Origin of the sequence: Cupriavidus sp. P-10, from assembly GCF_003402535.2 — a bacterium.
GTDB lineage: Bacteria > Pseudomonadota > Gammaproteobacteria > Burkholderiales > Burkholderiaceae > Cupriavidus.
The window spans coordinates 2,200,106-2,217,477 of sequence record NZ_AP025170.1 but is presented as its reverse complement, the minus strand read 5'-3'; the positions used below and the strand labels follow the sequence as shown (position 1 = coordinate 2,217,477).

General features: G+C 66.2%; 13 protein-coding genes. 11 read left to right on the top strand and 2 right to left on the bottom strand.

Annotated elements, in window-relative coordinates:
* The first annotated feature begins 22 nt into the window (after nucleotides 1–22).
* From hrpA to CTP10_RS10170, 6 genes are all read left to right on the top strand, one after another.
* Nucleotides 23–4,114 (top strand): ATP-dependent RNA helicase HrpA, encoded by a 4,092-nt coding sequence (hrpA, locus tag CTP10_RS10195; RefSeq protein WP_116320408.1) that lies wholly within the window; start codon nucleotides 23–25, stop codon nucleotides 4,112–4,114.
* A gap of 142 nt (nucleotides 4,115–4,256) precedes the next feature.
* Nucleotides 4,257–5,243 (top strand): YVTN family beta-propeller repeat protein, encoded by a 987-nt coding sequence (locus CTP10_RS10190; RefSeq protein WP_116320409.1) that lies wholly within the window; start codon nucleotides 4,257–4,259, stop codon nucleotides 5,241–5,243.
* A 19-nt stretch (nucleotides 5,244–5,262) separates the two neighbouring features.
* Nucleotides 5,263–6,120 carry a polysaccharide deacetylase family protein gene (locus CTP10_RS10185; protein WP_116320410.1) on the top strand — a complete coding sequence of 286 codons (858 nt, stop codon included), beginning with the start codon at nucleotides 5,263–5,265 and terminating at the stop codon, nucleotides 6,118–6,120.
* Nucleotides 6,120–7,094, top strand: coding sequence for a sterol desaturase family protein (locus CTP10_RS10180; RefSeq protein ID WP_116320411.1), 975 nt, complete (start codon nucleotides 6,120–6,122; stop codon nucleotides 7,092–7,094). The genes CTP10_RS10185 and CTP10_RS10180 overlap by 1 nt, the downstream gene beginning before the upstream one ends.
* A gap of 152 nt (nucleotides 7,095–7,246) precedes the next feature.
* Nucleotides 7,247–8,137 carry an EI24 domain-containing protein gene (locus tag CTP10_RS10175; protein WP_116320412.1) on the top strand — a complete coding sequence of 297 codons (891 nt, stop codon included), beginning with the start codon at nucleotides 7,247–7,249 and terminating at the stop codon, nucleotides 8,135–8,137.
* Between the two features lie 12 nt (nucleotides 8,138–8,149).
* Complete coding sequence (locus CTP10_RS10170; RefSeq protein ID WP_116320413.1) at nucleotides 8,150–8,974, top strand: competence/damage-inducible protein A; 825 nt, start codon at nucleotides 8,150–8,152, stop codon at nucleotides 8,972–8,974.
* Between the two features lie 72 nt (nucleotides 8,975–9,046).
* Here CTP10_RS10170 and CTP10_RS10165 read toward each other — a convergent pair whose 3' ends face one another.
* Nucleotides 9,047–9,511, bottom strand: a complete 465-nt coding sequence (locus CTP10_RS10165) for a rhodanese-like domain-containing protein (protein WP_116320414.1) — start codon at nucleotides 9,509–9,511, stop codon at nucleotides 9,047–9,049.
* Between the two features lie 482 nt (nucleotides 9,512–9,993).
* Between CTP10_RS10165 and CTP10_RS10160 the strand changes: the two genes are divergently transcribed.
* The 4 genes from CTP10_RS10160 (at nucleotide 9,994) to ntrC (ending at nucleotide 14,924) form a co-directional block, all read left to right on the top strand.
* A complete protein-coding gene (locus tag CTP10_RS10160) occupies nucleotides 9,994–11,409 on the top strand; it encodes a 3-hydroxylaminophenol mutase (protein WP_116320415.1) in 1,416 nt (471 codons plus the stop codon).
* 151 nt (nucleotides 11,410–11,560) lie between these two features.
* Entirely contained in the window at nucleotides 11,561–12,118 is a 558-nt protein-coding gene (locus tag CTP10_RS10155; protein WP_116320546.1) for a DUF4124 domain-containing protein, read from the top strand.
* Nucleotides 12,119–12,123: 5 nt separating this feature from the next.
* A complete protein-coding gene (gene glnL, locus CTP10_RS10150) occupies nucleotides 12,124–13,302 on the top strand; it encodes a nitrogen regulation protein NR(II) (protein WP_116320416.1) in 1,179 nt (392 codons plus the stop codon).
* Nucleotides 13,303–13,376: 74 nt separating this feature from the next.
* Nucleotides 13,377–14,924, top strand: a complete 1,548-nt coding sequence (ntrC, locus tag CTP10_RS10145; protein WP_116320417.1) for a nitrogen regulation protein NR(I) — start codon at nucleotides 13,377–13,379, stop codon at nucleotides 14,922–14,924.
* A gap of 71 nt (nucleotides 14,925–14,995) precedes the next feature.
* Here ntrC and CTP10_RS10140 read toward each other — a convergent pair whose 3' ends face one another.
* Nucleotides 14,996–15,787: an HAD-IIB family hydrolase gene (locus CTP10_RS10140; RefSeq protein ID WP_116320418.1), complete on the bottom strand. Its 792-nt coding sequence runs from the start codon at nucleotides 15,785–15,787 to the stop codon at nucleotides 14,996–14,998.
* 185 nt (nucleotides 15,788–15,972) lie between these two features.
* Between CTP10_RS10140 and ugpB the strand changes: the two genes are divergently transcribed.
* Nucleotides 15,973–17,289: a sn-glycerol-3-phosphate ABC transporter substrate-binding protein UgpB gene (gene ugpB, locus CTP10_RS10135; protein WP_116320419.1), complete on the top strand. Its 1,317-nt coding sequence runs from the start codon at nucleotides 15,973–15,975 to the stop codon at nucleotides 17,287–17,289.
* Nucleotides 17,290–17,372 lie beyond the last annotated feature (83 nt).

The window sequence follows — 17,372 nt, the reverse complement described above, 5'->3', positions numbered from 1 at the left end:
CCGCGGATTATAATCCCGGCCAATGTCAGAACAACGCCCCTTCAAGGCTGCAAAGCCTGCCAGGCCAGGTCAACACGCCGCGCCGCAGACGCCGGCCGGTGCCGGCCAGTCCACGCCATCCAATCCGTCCCGGCCGCCCCGACCGCCCCGACCACCAAAAGGGCCGCCCACGGGCCAGGCTCGGCCGCCGTCCGGCCGTCCGGAACCCGCTGCCGCCCGTCCGGCCAGCGAACCCGGCCAGCGTCCGCCGCGCGGCCCGCGCGAGGAGCGCCCGCCGCGGCCGCCAAGGCCACCACGGGCGGTCAACCCGCTGCCGCCGATCACATTCCCCGAGGCCCTGCCGGTCTCGGCCCGCCGCGATGAGATCGCCGCGGCGCTGCTGGCCAACCAGGTGGTGATCGTGTCCGGCGAGACCGGCTCGGGCAAGACCACGCAGCTGCCCAAGATCTGCCTGTCGATCGGGCGCGGGCCGGGGCGAGAGGGCGGGGGACTGATCGGCCACACCCAGCCGCGCCGCATCGCCGCCACCTCTACCGCCAAGCGCATCGCGCAGGAGCTGGGGTCGCCGGTGGGCGAGCATGTCGGCTACCAGGTGCGCTTCAACGACACCATGTCGGCCGGGGCCTCGGTCAAGCTGATGACCGACGGCATCCTGCTGGCCGAGACGCAGAACGATCCGCTGCTGCGCGCGTATGACACCCTCATCATCGACGAGGCGCACGAGCGTAGCCTGAACATCGACTTCCTGATCGGCTACCTGCGCCAGATCCTGCCGAAGCGGCCCGACCTGAAGGTGATCATCACCTCGGCCACCATCGATGCGCAGCGCTTTGCCGAGCATTTCACGCTCAACGGCAGGCCCGCGCCGGTGATCGAGGTCAGCGGCCGGCTGTACCCGGTGGAAGTGCGCTACCGCCCGATCACCGACGACGCGCCGCCGGGGGCCGCGCCGCGCAGCGCGCAGGCGCGCGAGCGCGACCTCTACGACGGCATCGTCGATGCCGTCGATGAACTGTGCCGCGTCGGCCCGGGTGACGTGCTGGTGTTCCTGCCCGGCGAGCGCGAGATCCGCGAGGCCGCCGAGGCGCTGCGCAAGCACCATCCGCCGCATACCGAGATCCTGCCGCTGTTCGCGCGGCTTTCGGTGCAGGAGCAGGAGCGGGTGTTCAAGCCGTCCAACGCGCGTCGCATCGTGCTGGCGACCAACGTCGCCGAGACCTCGCTGACGGTGCCGGGCATCCGCTACGTGGTCGATACCGGGATGGCGCGCGTCAAGCGCTACTCGTACCGCAACAAGGTCGAGCAGCTGCAGGTCGAGTCGATCGCGCAGGCCGCCGCCAACCAGCGCGCCGGCCGCTGCGGCCGCGTGGCCGATGGTGTCTGCATCCGGCTGTATGAAGAGTCGGATTTCACCGGCCGCCCGCGCTTTACCGATCCCGAAATCCTGCGCTCGTCGCTGGCGGCGGTGATCCTGCGCATGAAGGCGCTGCGGCTGACCGATATCGAATCGTTCCCGTTCATCGAGCCGCCGCTGGGCCGCGCCGTCGCCGATGGCTACCAGCTGCTGCAGGAGCTGGGCGCGGTCGACGACGCCAACCAGCTCACGCCGACCGGGCGACAGCTGGCGAAGCTGCCGCTCGATCCGCGCGTGGGCCGCATGATCCTGGCCGCGCGCGAGCACCAGTGCCTGCGCGAGGTGCTGGTCATCGCCAGCGCGCTGTCGGTGCAGGATCCGCGCGACCGCCCGCAGGAAGCACAGGAAGCCGCCGACCAGGCGCACCGCAAGTTCATGGACGAGAAGTCGGAGTTCCTGGGCTGGGTCAAGCTGTGGAAGTGGTTCGAGGACGCGGTCGCGCACAAGAAGTCCAACCGCCAGCTGCAGGACCAGTGCCGTGCCAGCTTCCTGTCGCACCTGCGCCTGCGCGAATGGCGCGACGTCCATTCCCAACTGCTGACCACGGTGGCCGAGCAGGGCTGGCGCCTGAACGAGAGCGAGCCGACCTACGAGCAGGTGCACAAGGCGCTGCTGACCGGCCTGCTCGGCAATGTCGGCGTGCGCATCGAGGATGGCGACGGCAAGGGCCGCGAGTACCTGGGCGCGCGTGGCATCAAGTTCCACCTGTGGCCGGGCTCGCTGATCGCGCGCAAGGTCGGCCGCTGGATCGTGGCGGCCGAGCTGGTCGAGACCAGCCGCCTGTTCGCGCGCACGCTGGCGCGGATCGAGCCGGAGTGGCTGGAGCAGATCGGCGGCCACCTGCTCAAGGTGAGCTGGAGCGATCCGCACTGGGAAAAGAAGGCCGGCCAGGTGCTGGCGCTGGAGCGGGCCACGCTGTATGGGCTGGTGGTCTACCAGCATCGCCGCGTCCACTACGGGCCGATGAACCCGCAGGAAGCGCGCGAGCTCTTTATCCGCCGCGCGCTGGTCGAGGGCGAATTCGATACGCGCCTGCCGTTCTTCGCGCACAACCAGCGCCTGGTGCGCGAGATCGAAAACCTGGAGCACAAGTCGCGCCGGCAGGACGTGCTGGTCGATGACGAGCTGATCTATGCCTTCTACGATCGCGCCATCCCGGCGGAGATCAACCAGCAAACGACATTCGAGCAGTGGTATCAGGCCGAAAGCGCCAGGGACCGCAAGCTGCTCTACCTGAACCGCGACGAGCTGATGCGGCACGAGGCGGCCGGCATCACCACCGACCTGTTCCCCAAGGCCATGAACGTGGCCGGGGTGGACATGGGGCTGACGTACCACTTCGAGCCGGGCAGCCACCGCGACGGCGTGACGCTGACCGTGCCGCTGTACGCGCTCAACCAGGTGCGGCAGGAGCGTGCCGACTGGCTGGTGCCCGGCATGATCAAGGAAAAGGTCCACCTGCTGCTGAAGTCGCTGCCGCAGAAGCTGCGCCGCCATTGCGTACCGCTGCCGGACTTTGCCGCCGGCTTTGTCTCGCGCCAGCCGTTTGGCGAGGGTGAGTTGCTGGACGTGCTGATCGCCGATATCCGCGAACAGACCGGCACCATGGTAAAGCGCGCCGACTTCAAGCTGGAGACGCTGCCGGCGCACCATACGATGAACTTCAAGGTCATCGACGAGCACGGCCGCCAGCTCGACATGGGCCGCAACCTGGCGCAGCTGCGCGCCGAGCTGGGCGGCCAGGCGCAGCAATCGTTCCAGCGCGTTGCCGCGCAGGCGGCAGCGCAAGCCGGCTCGCCGGATCAGGCCGCGCAACTACCGGCGGCCGAGCCGGGCCAGTACGAGAACCTGACGGCATGGACCTTCGGCGAACTGCCCGAGCTGCTGGAGATCCGCAAGGGCAGCCAGACGCTGTTCGGCTACCCGGCGCTGGTCGACCGCGGCACGCACTGCGACGTCGAGGTCTTCGACGATCCGCAGGAAGCCGCGCGCATCCACCACCTGGGGCTGCGCCGGCTGTTCGCGCTGCAGTTGCGCGAGCAGGTCAAGTTCATCGAAAAGAACATCCCCGGGCTCCAGCAGATGGCCATGCAGTACATGACGCTGGGCACGCAGGAAATGCTGCGCGACCAGATCGTGATGCTGGCGCTGGAGCGCGCCTGCATGCAGTCGCCGCTGCCACGCAACGAGGCCGAGTTCAACGCCCGCAAGGACGAAGGCCGCACGCGGCTGTCGCTGTTGGCGCAGGAGATCGCACGGCTGGCCGGCGCCATCCTTGCCGAATACGCCGGGCTGCCGCGCAAGCTGCTGCAGGCCAAGCCGTTCGCCACCACCTACGCCGACATGGAAGGCCAGCTTGGCCGGGTGATGAGCAAGCGCTTTATCGACGAGACCCCATACACGCAGCTGGTCCACTTCCCGCGCTACCTGAAGGGCATCGCCATGCGCATCGACAAGCTCAAGGGCGACCCGGCGCGCGATACCCAGCGCATGCAGGAAATGGCGCCGCTGGTGCAGCAATGGCAGCGCGCCGAAAAGCAGCTGCGCACGCAAGGGCGGGGCGGCGAGGACGCGCGGCTGGAAGAGTTTCGCTGGATGCTGGAGGAACTGCGCATTGCGCTGTTCGCGCAGGAGCTGCGCACCCCCGTGCCGATGTCGGTAAAGCGGCTGCAGAAAGTGTGGGAATCGATGCAGCGCTGACGCGAGGGCGCCGTTACGGCCGCAAATGGTCGTGCCGGCGCAACAATCTGCCAAATTATTGTCTGCCGTCAGTCGCGACGTCAGCGGATTTAGCCGCCCAAACGTTAGAATCGCCGATTCAGTTCTTCTTGTAGCGGGTCTTATGTTCGCATTGCGTCGGTGGGTGGCTGGTGGGATCACGGTGGGCGCGCTCGCGCTGGGCCTGATGGCTGCGCCGGCAGCGGCGGAAGTGGTGGTGATCCTCAACTCGGGTGATGCAACCGTCACGCTGATCGACAAGGACACGCAGAAGATTCTGGAAACCTTCCCGATTGGCAAGGAGCCTCACCACCTGATCGCGACGCCGGACGACAAGTCGCTGATCGTCGCCAACGCGGTCGGCAACGACCTGGTGTTCCTGGACCCGGTGACCGGCAAGGTACAGCAGCGCGTTCCCAATATCGACGACCCATACCAGATCGGCTTCTCGCCCGACCAGAAGTGGTTTGTCGCCACCGGCAACCGGCTCGACCGCGTCGATGTCTACCGCTGGGACGGCAAGGCGCTGAAGCTGGCCAAGCAATACCCGCTGGCCAAGACGCCCAGCCATATCGCCTTTACCGCCGACAGCCGCATCGCCTTTATCACGCTGCAGGATTCCAATGAGGTTGCCGCGATCGACCTCATTACGCAGAACGTGTTGTGGCGCATGGAGACCGGCTCGGCGCCGGCGGGCATCTGGGTGACGCCGGACCAGAAATACCTGCTGGTCGGCATGACCGGCGCGGACTATATTGCCGTGATCGACTGGCGCACCCGCACCGTGGTCAAGCAGATCCAGACCGGCAAGGGCGCGCATAACTTCCGCGCGGTGGGCGACAAGCGCCACCTGTTCCTGAGCAATCGCGTGACCGGCAGCATCAGCATCATCGACCAGCAGACGCTGACCAAGATCGGCGACATCACGGGCCTGCCGCCGGGACCGGACGACATGGAACTGACCGCCGACGGCAAGACGCTGTGGGTGACGTTCCGCTGGGCGCGCTCGGTCGGGCTGATCGACGTGCCGAGCCGCAAGCTGGTCAAGACCGTGCGCGTCGGCCGCTCGCCGCACGGCATCTATTTCCGTACGCGCGCGCCGCTGTACTGATCGGAATCGGGGCAGGATCATGCGCGATACCAGGACTTCGCGTTTCAAGCGATTCGGCAAGCTGCTGGCAGTGCTGGCGCTTGCCTGCGTCTTGCCCTCCGCGCTGCAGGCCGCGGATGCTACCCGGGCCGCGGCAAAAGCCTGCCCGGCCGGCACGCTCTACCTGACCTTCGATACCGGCAGCATGAGCCAGGCACAGCTGATCGCCGACACGCTGCGCCGCCACAAGATCCGCGCAACCTTCTTCCTGGCCAATGAACCCACGGTGCGGCAGGACAGTTCGCTCGACCCGTCCTGGGCGCCGTACTGGAAGTCGCTGGCCGCCGACGGCCATGCCTTCGGCACGCATACGTTCGACCACGTCTACCTGCGCGGCGTGCGCGCCGGACAGGTGACCATGCGGCCGCAGTTTGGCGGGCAGGCTGGCAAGGACATGGTGATGGACGCGGCTGGTTTCTGCCGCGAACTGCGCCGCAGCGTGGACGCCTTCCGCGACATGGTTGGTGCCGAGATGATGCCGCTTTGGCGCGCCCCGGGCGGGCGCACCGCGCCGCAGACGCTGCAATGGGCCGAGCAGTGCGGCTTCCGCCACGTCGGCTGGGCGCCGGCCGGCTTCCTGGGCGATGAGCTGGCGTCGGACCGCTACCCGAATGCAATGCTGCTGGAGCGCGCGCTCGACAAGCTGCGCGATGGCGACATCGCCATGGCGCACCTGGGTATCTGGTCGCGCAAGGATCCATGGGCGCCGGGCGTGCTGGAGCCGCTGCTGTCCGGGCTGGAACGCAAGGGCTTTTGCTTCGCGACGCTGCGCGAGCATCCGGCCTACCGCGATTGGATCGCCCGGCATGCCATCGGACAACAGGAGGGCAGGCGGTAATGTGGGAGTCGCTCAACGGCTGGATCGGACAGGTCGAAGGCACGCTGTTCCAGGACGTGGTGCTGCCGGTGGTCTATGACCTCGGGTTTGGCCGCTATGCCGAAGAGGCCTTCACCGGCACGGAGTGGCTGCTGGTAGGGCTGGTGCAGATCGCCGTGATGTTCCTGATCCTGGGCCCGCTGGAAAAATGGCGTCCGGTCGAGCCGGTGGCCGACCGCGCTGCGATCCGCACCGACATGCTTTACACGGCGATCCACCGCCTCGGGCTGTTCCGGCTCGCCATGTTCTTCCTGCTGGCGCCGCTGACCGACTCGCTCGAAGGGCACCTGCGCCTGATGGGCTGGCACCGGATCAACGTCGAGGACTGGTGGCCGGGCGTGACTTCCGTGCCGCTGGTCAGCTTCTTCGTCTACCTGCTGCTGTTCGACCTGCTCGACTACTGGTACCACCGCCTGTCGCATACGTTCCGATGGTGGTGGCACCTGCACGCGGTGCACCACAGCCAGCGCCAGATGACGCTGTGGAGCGACAACCGCAACCACCTGCTCGACGATATGCTGCGCGACCTGGTGTTCGCGCTGGTGGCACTGGGCGTCGGCGTCGAGCCATCGCAATATGTGTTGCTGGTGGCGCTGTCGCAGCTTCTGCAGAGCTTGCAGCATGCCAATGTGCGGCTGCATTTCGGCGTGATCGGCGAGCGCCTGCTGATCTCGCCGCGCTTCCATCGTACCCACCATGCGGTTGGCATCGGCCATGAAGCCGACGGCGCCCCGGCGCGGCTGGGCGGCTGCAACTACGGGGTGATCTTTCCGTGGTGGGACATGCTGTTCGGCACTGCGGTCTACACCGAGACCTACCACCCCACCGGTATCCGCGACCAGCTGCCGCCGCCGCTGGGCAAGGGCCACGACTACGGCACGGGCTTCCTCGCCCACCAGTGGTACGGCATCAAGCGCCTGCTGCGGCTGCGCTGAAGCGCACCTCTACCGCTGACGCCGCAGTCCGCGCGGCGGCGGCAAGTGGCGTATGCTAGTGTTCCGGGTTGCGGCCGGCTCCTGCGGGGGCTCCCGGCCGCTATCCGCCATCCATTGCATAAACGCCGAGCCCACGCTCGAAACCACGCTGCATGAACGATATCTTTCGCTCGTTTGGCCGCGCGCTCGTCAGCCAGCTGCATCCCCGCATGCTGATGCTGACCGTGCTGCCTTTCGTCCTGGCCACGCTCTTCTGGGGTGGGCTGCTCTGGTGGGGCTGGGATCCCATCATGACCGCCACGCGCGGTTTTCTCGAAACCTCGGTGCTGACCAGCTGGATCTACAGCGCACTGGACTGGTTCAGCCTGCAATCGATGCGGGCCGTGGTGGCGCCGCTGTTTGTCGCCGCGCTGGCGGTCCCGCTGGTGATCGCATCGATGCTGATGTTCATCGGCGTGTTCTCGGTGCCGGCGGTGGTGCGCCACCTGGAGCGCAGCTACCCGGACCTGGCCAAGTCCCACGGGGGCAGCCTGCTCGGCAGCGTGTTCCAGTCGCTGGGCAGCACCGTCGTGTTCCTGCTGCTGGTGCTGGTGACGCTGCCACTGTGGCTGGTGCCGCCGTTCTTCGCGCTGATCCCGCCGGTGTTGTGGGGCTGGCTGACTTACCGGGTGATGACCTATGACGCGCTGTCCGACCATGCCAGTGCGGAAGAACGCAAGACGCTGATGCAGCGCCATCGCACGCCGCTCCTGGTGATCGGCGTGGCGGTAGGTCTGCTGGGCTCGGCGCCGACACTGCTGTGGGTGTCGTCCGCGGCGGTGATCTTCCTGTTCCCGTTCGTGCTGGCCGGCACGCTATGGCTGTACGTGCTGATCTTTATCTTCTCGGCACTGTGGTTCGGCCACTTCTGCCTGCGCGCGCTCGCGCAGCTGCGCGCCGAACGCGCCGCACCGCCGCCGGCACAGCAGCCCGCCGGCCCGTCCGCGGGCGGCGACATCATCGACCTGGCGCCCTCTGACGTGCGGCGCATCGAACATTCCTGAAGCGAGGGCAACATGGGTTTCGGCCTGATCATCATCGGCGACGAGATTCTGTCGGGGCGGCGCGAAGACAAGCACCTGCGCCGCACCATCGAACTGCTGGGCGCGCGCGGCCTGGTGCTGGACTGGGCGCAGTATGTTGGCGACGACCGCGACCGCATCACCGCCACGCTCAAGCGCACCTTTGCCGGGCCTGACGTGGTGTTCTGCACCGGAGGCATCGGCGCAACGCCAGACGACCATACGCGCCAGTGCGCGGCAGCGGCACTGGGCGTGCCGCTGCAACTGCATCCCGAGGCGCGTGAGCAGATCGCATTGCGCATTGCGGAGACCGCCGGCGGCGACCCCGTCAAGGCCGACCTGAACCAGCCGGAGAACCAGCACCGATTCAAGATGGGCGAGTTTCCCGAAGGCGCGCGCATCATTCCCAACAGCTACAACCGCATCCCGGGCTTTTCGGTAGGAAATCACCACTTCATGCCCGGCTTCCCGGTGATGGCATGGCCGATGATGGAATGGGTGCTCGGCCATGAGTACGCGCACCTGTTCCATCAGGTGCAGCACCAGGAACGCGCCTTCTATGTGTTTGAGGCGCCGGAGTCCACGCTGACACCGCTGATGGAGAAAGTCGAAGCCGCCTTTGCCGGCATCCGCGTGTTCAGCCTGCCGTCGGTCGGCGACGTGCAGCGCGGCGACCGCTTCGCGCGCCGGCATATCGACCTGGGGGTCAAGGGGCCAGCCGACCTGGTGGCGCCCGCCTATGCCATGCTGCTGGACGGGGTGCGCGCGATGGGATTTGAAGTCGTCGAGCAGCCTGCGCGGGAATCCGCGCAGGCCTGAACGTCCGCGGCGGCGGAACAGACAAAAAGGGGCAGCCAGGCTGCCCCTTTCGTCATGCTGGCGCGCAGGCGCTCAGGCGCCGTGCCACGGCAGGCCGCGCACGCACCAGCCTTCGACCATCTTGCGGTGGTGATGCTCGTCGCGGTTGCCCTCGAAGCCTTCAAGCACGTCCATGGCGAAGTGGTAGCCGGCTTCGGTCGCCACGCGCGCGGCGTGCTTGGAGCGGGCCGCGCTGCGGCACAGGAACAGCACCGGCACGTCGGCCGGCACGCGCGCCTTCAGTTCCTCGACAAAGCGGGCGTTCTGCGCGCCGCCCGGGTAGGACATCCACTCGACATGGGCGAACTGCGCGTCCGGCACGTCAACGCCGCCGACCCAGTCCAGCTCGGCCTGCGTGCGCACGTCGACCAGCACCGCGGCGGGGTCGTTCTGCAGCAGGGCATAGGCTTCCTGCGGCGACAGCGCGCCGAAGTACGGGAGCTGGTTCTGTTGCTGGCGCTGCTGGGCGGCCTGGAGGAGATCGTCTCGGGTGGTCATCTGCGTGACAAATGAAATGGATGGAATAGAGGCACGAAGGCCGTAACCCGGTATTCTATAGCGCCGCGGCAATCCGGCGGCCGCAACGCGCGTTGCGCTGGCGCGATGGCGCCACGACCGGGCACGCAATGACCGATTTTGGTGCCACCGCACTAATGCGGTGCGATAACTTGCTCATTGCACCATTGTGGTGTTTTATTGGTGGACGCTCCGCGAGCGTGCATGTCGATGGTGCGCCACCCGGTCGTGCCAAGGTGTGACGATCCGCAGGGCGCCTACCCCGCGACGGTGCGCGGTTCGCCGGAGTTGCACATTTTTCGGGCCGGGGAGGGCAGAGGGGCGTTTGCTTGGCACGCTTTCTGCTAACATTTCTCGTCCTTTCGTGGCGGGGTCGGCAAGCGCGGCAACATGCAGCGGCGCAGCCGGCGACAGGCCCAAGAATTGGCTTTCTCAGACATTTGCCGAATACCCAGGAGATTGGCATGGCCCACAGCGTTGCAGACGTGATGAAGCTGGTGAAGGAAAACGACGTCAAGTTCGTCGACTTCCGTTTCACCGATACCAAAGGCAAGGAGCAACACGTGTCCGTGCCCGTGTCGCACTTTGACGAAGACAAGTTCGAAAGCGGCCACGCTTTCGACGGTTCGTCGATCGCCGGCTGGAAGGGTATCGAAGCTTCGGACATGCTGCTGATGCCGGATTCGAACACGGCTCACATCGACCCGTTCTATGAAGAGCCGACGCTGGTGCTGTCGTGCGACGTGATCGAGCCGTCGGATGGCAAGGGCTATGACCGCGACCCGCGTTCCATCGCCAAGCGCGCCGAAGCCTACCTGAAGAGCACCGGCCTGGGCGACACCGCCTTCTTCGGTCCGGAACCCGAGTTCTTCATTTTCGACGGCGTGACCTGGAACGTCGACATGCAAGGCTGCTTCGTGAAGATCCATTCCGAAGAAGCCCCGTGGTCGTCGGGCAAGGAATTCGAGCACGGCAACGCCGGCCACCGTCCGGGCAAGAAGGGCGGCTATTTCCCGGTTGCCCCGATCGACACCTTCCAGGACATGCGTTCGGAAATGTGCCTGATCCTGGAATCGCTGGGCATTCCCGTTGAAGTCCACCACCACGAAGTGGCTGGCCAGGGCCAGAATGAAATCGGCACCCGCTTCAGCACGCTGGTGCAGCGCGCCGACTGGACCCAGCTGCAGAAGTACGTGATCCAGAACGTCGCGCACACCTACGGCAAGACCGCCACCTTCATGCCGAAGCCGGTCGTTGGCGACAACGGTTCGGGCATGCACGTGCACCAGTCCGTGTGGAAGGACGGCCAGAACCTGTTCGCTGGCAACGGCTACGCCGGCCTGTCGGAATTCGCGCTGTACTACATCGGCGGCATCATCAAGCACGCCCGCGCGCTGAACGCCATCACCAACCCGGGCACGAACTCGTACAAGCGCCTGGTGCCGGGCTTCGAAGCGCCGGTCAAGCTGGCCTACTCGGCCCGCAACCGTTCGGCTTCGATCCGTATCCCGTATGTGGCCAACCCGAAGGGCCGCCGCATCGAGACCCGCTTCCCGGATCCGCTGATGAACCCGTACCTGGGCTTCTCGGCGCTGCTGATGGCCGGCCTGGACGGCGTGATGAACAAGATCCACCCGGGCGAAGCCGCCGACAAGAACCTGTACGACCTGCCGCCGGAAGAGGACGCAAAGATCCCGACCGTCTGCTCGAGCCTCGACCAGTCGCTGGAGTACCTGGACAACGACCGCGAGTTCCTGACCCGCGGCGGCGTGTTCTCGAATTCGATGATCGATGCCTACATCGAACTGAAGATGGAAGAAGTCACGCGTTTCCGCATGACCACGCACCCGGTCGAGTTCGAAATGTACTACTCGCTGTAAGCGGCCCTTGCCCGGGAATGACGCAGGTTGTGACCGGGCAACAGTGGCACCAGAAAGGGGCGGCTTCGGCTGTCCCTTTTTGCTTTGCTCGCTAGAATGGGGAATCCGATCCCATCCCGATCCATCCCTGTTCAAACCTAACGCCATGTCCATGGACGCTTCTTCGCGCAAGGCCGGCCGGGCCGCGTCGCCGCACCATATTCGTGTTCGATTCCCTGTTCTGGTGAGTGCCGTGGCGTTGACGCTGGGTGCCTGGGCCGGGCTGTCGCAGGCGCAGTCGTCTTCCGACGTCTACGTTTGCACCGGCCCCAACGGCGTACCCGAATATCGCAACGGCAACGCCGGCAAAGGGTGCAAGAAGCTGAACCTGCCCGACGTGGTGACCGTGCCCGGCGGGCGCGTCGCGCCGGCACCGGCCAAGGGCAGTGCGCCCACGGCGAGCAATACCAGCTTCCCGCGCGTGGACAGTGCCACGCAGCGCAGCCGCGACAGCGAGCGCCGCACCGTGCTCACGCAGGAACTGCAGGCCGAAGAGGTCAAGCTGCAGGCGCTGCGCGCCGAGTACAACAACGGCCAGCCCGAGCGCCAGGGGAACGAGCGCAATTATCAGAAATACCTGGATCGCACCGCGGCGCTGCGCGACGACATCGCGCGCAGCGAGGCCAATGCGGCATCGCTGCGGCGCGAGCTTGGCAACCTGAAGGACTAAGTCTCATGCGTCGCCTGATTCGCGGTGTGTCACGCAAGGTCGGGAGTGCCGACAGTGCCCGTGGCGAGTCCTCCGCGCCTGACCTGGCGCCATCGGGCGGCAGCGCCCAGGTGCTGCCCATGGGCGTGGTGGCCTTCCACGCCGGCCTCGACGTGGTCGCCAACCCGGTGCTGCTGGTGCGGCAGCCCGGCCTGCGCGTGGTCTACGCCAACCCTGCCGCGGAGGCAACCTTCGGCGTGTCGCGCCGGGGCATGGTGGAGCTGTCGCTGCCGGACCTGTTTGGCCGCTCGGACGAACTGCACAGCATGCTCGACACCGTGGTCGCGCGCCAGTTCGACGTGCGCCGCCAGGACCTGGTGCTGCACCCGCCGCTCCAGGAACCCATCCATGCGCACGTAGTGATCGCTGCCTTGGACGCGGCCGGCGACACCGTGGTGGTGGAAATCCTCCCCAACGAACAGAAGGTTCGCAGCGACCGCGAGGAGCGCATCCTCGACCTGACCGCGGCCAACAAGGAACTGATCCGCAACCTGGCGCACGAGATCAAGAATCCGCTCGGTGGCATCCGGGGCGCGGCGCAGTTGCTGGAATTCGAGCTGCCGGAGCGCTCGCTGCGCGAATACACGCAGGTCATCATCAAGGAGTCGGACCGGCTGCAGACGCTGGTGGACCGGCTGCTGGAGCCGCACCGCCATCCGCACATCGTGTCGAGCCTGAATATCCACGAGGTGCTGGAGCGCGTGCGCTCGGTGGTGCTGGCGGAGTTTCCCAACGGCCTGGAGATCGTGCGCGACTACGACGCCAGCCTGCCCGAGCTGCAGGGTGATATGGAGCAGTTGATCCAGGCCGTGCTCAACATCGTGCACAACGCCGCGCAGGCGCTGGCCGATCGCGTTGCGCGCGGCGATGCGCAGATCGTGCTGCGCACGCGTGTGGCGCGGCAGGTCACTATCGCCAAGCGACTGTTCAAGCTGGCATTGGACTTGCATGTGATCGACAACGGCCCGGGAATCCCCGAAGACATTCGCGAGCGCATCTTCTATCCGCTGGTATCGGGTAGGGATGGCGGCAGCGGTCTCGGTCTCACACTCGCTCAAACCTTCGTGCAGCAGCACGAGGGCTTGATCGAATGCGAGAGCCGGCCGGGCTGTACCGACTTCCGTATCCTGCTGCCGTTGCACTAGCTGTCCGCGAGCGATCGCGCCGCAGTGCCGGGCATGCGGAAGACCAAATGACACCGAGCAGACAAGCGACGCACATGAAGCCGATCTGGATAGTCGACGACGATCAATCAATCCGCTGGGTCCTGGAAAAGGCCCTTGCCCGTGAAAGCCTGCTCTCGCGCAGCTTCACCAATGTGCGAGACGTGCTGGCCGCGCTGGAAGAAGACCAGCCGCAGGTGCTGATTTCCGATATCCGCATGCCCGGCGGCTCCGGGCTGGACCTGCTGCAGGCCCTCAAGGCGCGGCACCCGGGTTTGCCGGTCATCGTGATGACCGCCTACTCGGACCTGGATAGCGCCGTGGCGGCGTTTCAGGGCGGTGCCTTTGAATACCTGGCCAAGCCGTTCGATGTCGACAAGGCGGTCGAGCTGATCCGCCGTGCGCTGGAAGAAAGCCTGCGCGAAGAGGAGATGGACGACCGGCTGGTCGACGCGCCCGAAATCCTCGGCCAGGCGCCGGCGATGCAGGACGTGTTCCGCGCCATCGGCCGGCTGTCGCAGTCGAACGTCACGGTGATGATTACCGGCGAGTCCGGCACCGGCAAGGAACTGGTTGCACGCGCGCTGCACAAGCACAGCCCGCGCGCCAACGGTCCGTTTATCGCGCTCAACACCGCGGCCATTCCGAAGGACCTGCTCGAGTCCGAACTGTTCGGCCACGAGCGCGGCGCCTTCACCGGCGCGCAGACCATGCGGCGCGGCCGCTTCGAGCAGGCCGAGGGCGGCACGCTGTTCCTCGATGAAATCGGCGACATGCCGTTCGACCTGCAGACCCGGTTGCTGCGCGTGCTCTCCGACGGCAACTTCTATCGCGTCGGTGGCCATAACCCATTGCGCGCCAATGTGCGGGTCATTGCCGCCACGCACCAGAACCTGGAAGTCCGCGTCAAGGAGGGCCTGTTCCGCGAGGACTTGTTCCACCGCCTGAACGTGATCCGGCTGCGCTTGCCGCCGCTGCGCGAGCGGCCGGAGGACATCACGCTGCTGGCCCGCCATTTCCTGCAGAAGAGCGCCAAGGAACTGGGCGTCGAGCCCAAGCGCATGTCCGACGAGGCGCTGTCCTATGTCAGCACGCTGCCGTTCCCGGGCAACGTGCGCCAGCTCGAAAACCTGTGCAACTGGCTGACTGTGATGGCGCCGGCGCAGACCATCGAGGTCAAGGACCTGCCGCGCGAGATGCTGGAGGCGGGCACCAGCGAGCCGATCAATGCGCCGCGGCCCGAGCGCGTGGTCGAGGCGCGTGCCGCTGAGTACGAAACCGGCCATGAACTGGCCGACTACGGCGGCTTTGCCATGCCGGTGGCGGACGCGGACACGGCTACCGTGGTGCGGCCCGCACCGGCCGTCAGCGCCGCGCCGGTCGGTACCGCCGCCGGCTGGGAGCATTTGCTGGCCGGGGAAGCCCGCGCCATGCTCGAGGCTGGCCAGCCGGAGGTCATGGATGTGCTGACACGCCGGTTCGAAAAGGCGGTGCTGGAGGCCGCGCTCGGCGTCACGCGCGGGCGCCGGGTCGAGGCCGCGACACGGCTGGGGATCGGACGCAATACCATTACCCGCAAGCTGCAGGAGCTGGGATTCGACTGAGCGGGCAGCGCAGCAAAAAAAACGGCCGGGCATATGCCCGGCCGTTTTGCGTTTCAGGCCTGGCCCGGCTCTCAGCCGCGCGCCTGCACCAGCCGCTGCGCCATCTCCGCGAATCCTTCGCCACCCGACGCCGCGGTGATATAGGCCGGCGGCACCGGCAACTGCGGCAGGATATCCCGCACGTTGGCCACCCCGACCGACAGCGGAAAATGCGCGAACATGCTGGCATCGTTGGCCGAATCGCCGATAAACAGCCATTCGTCGTGGCGCGCCTCCAGGTCTTCGCCCAGCAGCTCCGCCACGCACAGCTTGCTCATCGACAGCTTGTCATGCTGTCCGAACCAGCCGTTAACGTGGATTGAACTGACCGTGGCGGTCATACCGGCCTCGCGCATCAGCGCGGCGATGCGGTCCACCGCTTCCTGCGGCAGGGGCGGCACGTCTTCGGCATGGTCGATCGCCAGGTCGGCGGCGTGCCAGGCCTGGTCCGACGCCAGCGCGCAGCCCGGCACCTCAAGCAGGATGCGCTGGCCAAGCGCATGGATGCGCTCGAGGTTGCGCGCCCTGGTGGGCGCATCGTCCAGGAAGCGGGTATGCAGCCGGCCATCGCGCAAGTGCGAATAGAAGGCACCGTTTTCGCCGATGATCGCGTCCACCGGCCACAGGCGGGTCAGGATCTCGGCCCACGCAATGCAGCGCCCCGTCACCGGAATTACGTGCAGGCCGGCCTGGCGCAGCCCGTCCAGCGCCAGATAAGTGGAGGCGGGCAGCCGCCCGTCGGTCGTCAGCGTGCCGTCGATATCGGTCAGCACGCCGCGCACGCGCTGCAGCACGGAATTAGAGAGCTTGTTCAGGGATTGCATGGCGGGCCATTGTAACCGCCGTCCTGCCGCCTTCGTCGGTTATTGCACTGCAAAACGGCGAGACTCGGTGAAGTTGCTGATTTGCTTGCCCGGGTGCGACCGGCGTAACATGCCGCTGTCACAAAATAATCACATGCTGGCGGGTTTTCGACCGCACAGAAACAGACAGACCAAGGAGAGCATCGATGTCCGTATCCCGTACCGCGCTCAAACTCGTCGCGCTGGCCGCCCTGACCGGGCCCGGCAGCGCGCATGCCGCCGTTGAAATCCAGTGGTGGCACGCCATGCAGGGCGCGCTGAACGACAAGGTGAACGAGATCGCCAATAAGTTCAACGCGAGCCAGGCCGAATACAAGATCGTGCCGGTCAACAAGGGCAACTACGACGAAACCATGGCGGCCGGCATCGCCGCGTTCCGTGCCGGCGGCGCCCCGGCGATCCTGCAGGTGTTTGAAGTTGGCACCGCCACCATGATGAGTGCCAAGGGCGCGATCAAGCCGGTGTCGACGGTGATGAAGGACGCCGGCGAGAAATTCGACCAGAAGGCCTACATCCCGGCGGTGGCTGGCTACTACACCTCGTCCAAGGGCGAGATGCTGTCGTTCCCGTTCAACAGCTCTACCACGGTCTTCTACTACAACAAGGACGCCTTCAAGAAGGCCGGCCTGGACCCGGAAAAGGCGCCCAAGACCTGGCCGGAGGTGATGCAGTACTCGGCCAAGCTCAAGGCGTCGGGCACCAACTGCGCGTACACCACCGACTGGCAGGGCTGGGTCCACCTGGAAAGCTTCTCGGCCTGGCATAACACGCTGTACGCCACCAAGAACAACGGTTTTGGCGGCACCGACACACGCCTGGTCTTCAACAGCCCGCTGCACGTCAAGCACATCACCAACCTGCAGGACATGGTGAAGAAGGGCTACTTCAGCTATGGCGGCCGCAAGGCGGAATCGCAGGCCAAGTTCTATAACGGCGAGTGCGCGATGTTCACCGGCTCGTCGGCGTCGCTGGCCAATATCCGCAAGAACGCGAAGTTCGGGTTTGCCGTGGCGCAGCTGCCGTACTACCCGGAAGTGCAGGGCGCTCCGCAGAACACCATCATTGGCGGCGCCTCGCTGTGGGTGATGGGCGGTAAGAAGCCTGAAGAGTACAAGGGTGTGGCCAAGTTCTTCAACTTCCTGTCGCGTGCAGATATCCAGTCCGACTGGCACCAGGCCACCGGTTACCTGCCTGTGACCATGGCCGCGTACGAGCTGACCAAGAAGTCCGGCTATTACGACAAGAATCCGGGTGCCGATGTGTCCGTGCAGCAGATGGTCGTCAAGACCACCGACAAGTCGCGCGGCGTGCGCCTGGGCAACATGGTGCAGATTCGCACCGTGGTAGACGAGGAACTGGAAGCCGTCTGGGCCGGCAAGAAGGAGCCCAAGGCGGCGCTGGATTCGGCCGTGGCCCGTGGCAACGATCTGCTGGAGCGCTTCCAGAAGACCGCGCGCGAATAAGCGCGGCCTGACAGCAGGCTGATGGAAAGGGCGGGCGGCGGCGAAACCTCCGCCCGCTTGCATTGTGGCCAGACCCATCGGAC

Bases quoted from the DNA above. Each gene is read 5' to 3' on its own strand.
- hrpA (WP_116320408.1), top strand. From the start codon at position 23: ATGTCAGAACAACGCCCCTTCAAGGCTGCAAAGCCTGCCAGGCCAGGT.
- CTP10_RS10190 (WP_116320409.1), top strand. From the start codon at position 4,257: ATGTTCGCATTGCGTCGGTGGGTGGCTGGTGGGATCACGGTGGGCGCG.
- CTP10_RS10185 (WP_116320410.1), top strand. From the start codon at position 5,263: ATGCGCGATACCAGGACTTCGCGTTTCAAGCGATTCGGCAAGCTGCTG.
- CTP10_RS10180 (WP_116320411.1), top strand. From the start codon at position 6,120: ATGTGGGAGTCGCTCAACGGCTGGATCGGACAGGTCGAAGGCACGCTG.
- CTP10_RS10175 (WP_116320412.1), top strand. From the start codon at position 7,247: ATGAACGATATCTTTCGCTCGTTTGGCCGCGCGCTCGTCAGCCAGCTG.
- CTP10_RS10170 (WP_116320413.1), top strand. From the start codon at position 8,150: ATGGGTTTCGGCCTGATCATCATCGGCGACGAGATTCTGTCGGGGCGG.
- CTP10_RS10165 (WP_116320414.1), bottom strand. From the start codon at position 9,511: ATGACCACCCGAGACGATCTCCTCCAGGCCGCCCAGCAGCGCCAGCAA.
- CTP10_RS10160 (WP_116320415.1), top strand. From the start codon at position 9,994: ATGGCCCACAGCGTTGCAGACGTGATGAAGCTGGTGAAGGAAAACGAC.
- CTP10_RS10155 (WP_116320546.1), top strand. From the start codon at position 11,561: ATGGACGCTTCTTCGCGCAAGGCCGGCCGGGCCGCGTCGCCGCACCAT.
- glnL (WP_116320416.1), top strand. From the start codon at position 12,124: ATGCGTCGCCTGATTCGCGGTGTGTCACGCAAGGTCGGGAGTGCCGAC.
- ntrC (WP_116320417.1), top strand. From the start codon at position 13,377: ATGAAGCCGATCTGGATAGTCGACGACGATCAATCAATCCGCTGGGTC.
- CTP10_RS10140 (WP_116320418.1), bottom strand. From the start codon at position 15,787: ATGCAATCCCTGAACAAGCTCTCTAATTCCGTGCTGCAGCGCGTGCGC.
- ugpB (WP_116320419.1), top strand. From the start codon at position 15,973: ATGTCCGTATCCCGTACCGCGCTCAAACTCGTCGCGCTGGCCGCCCTG.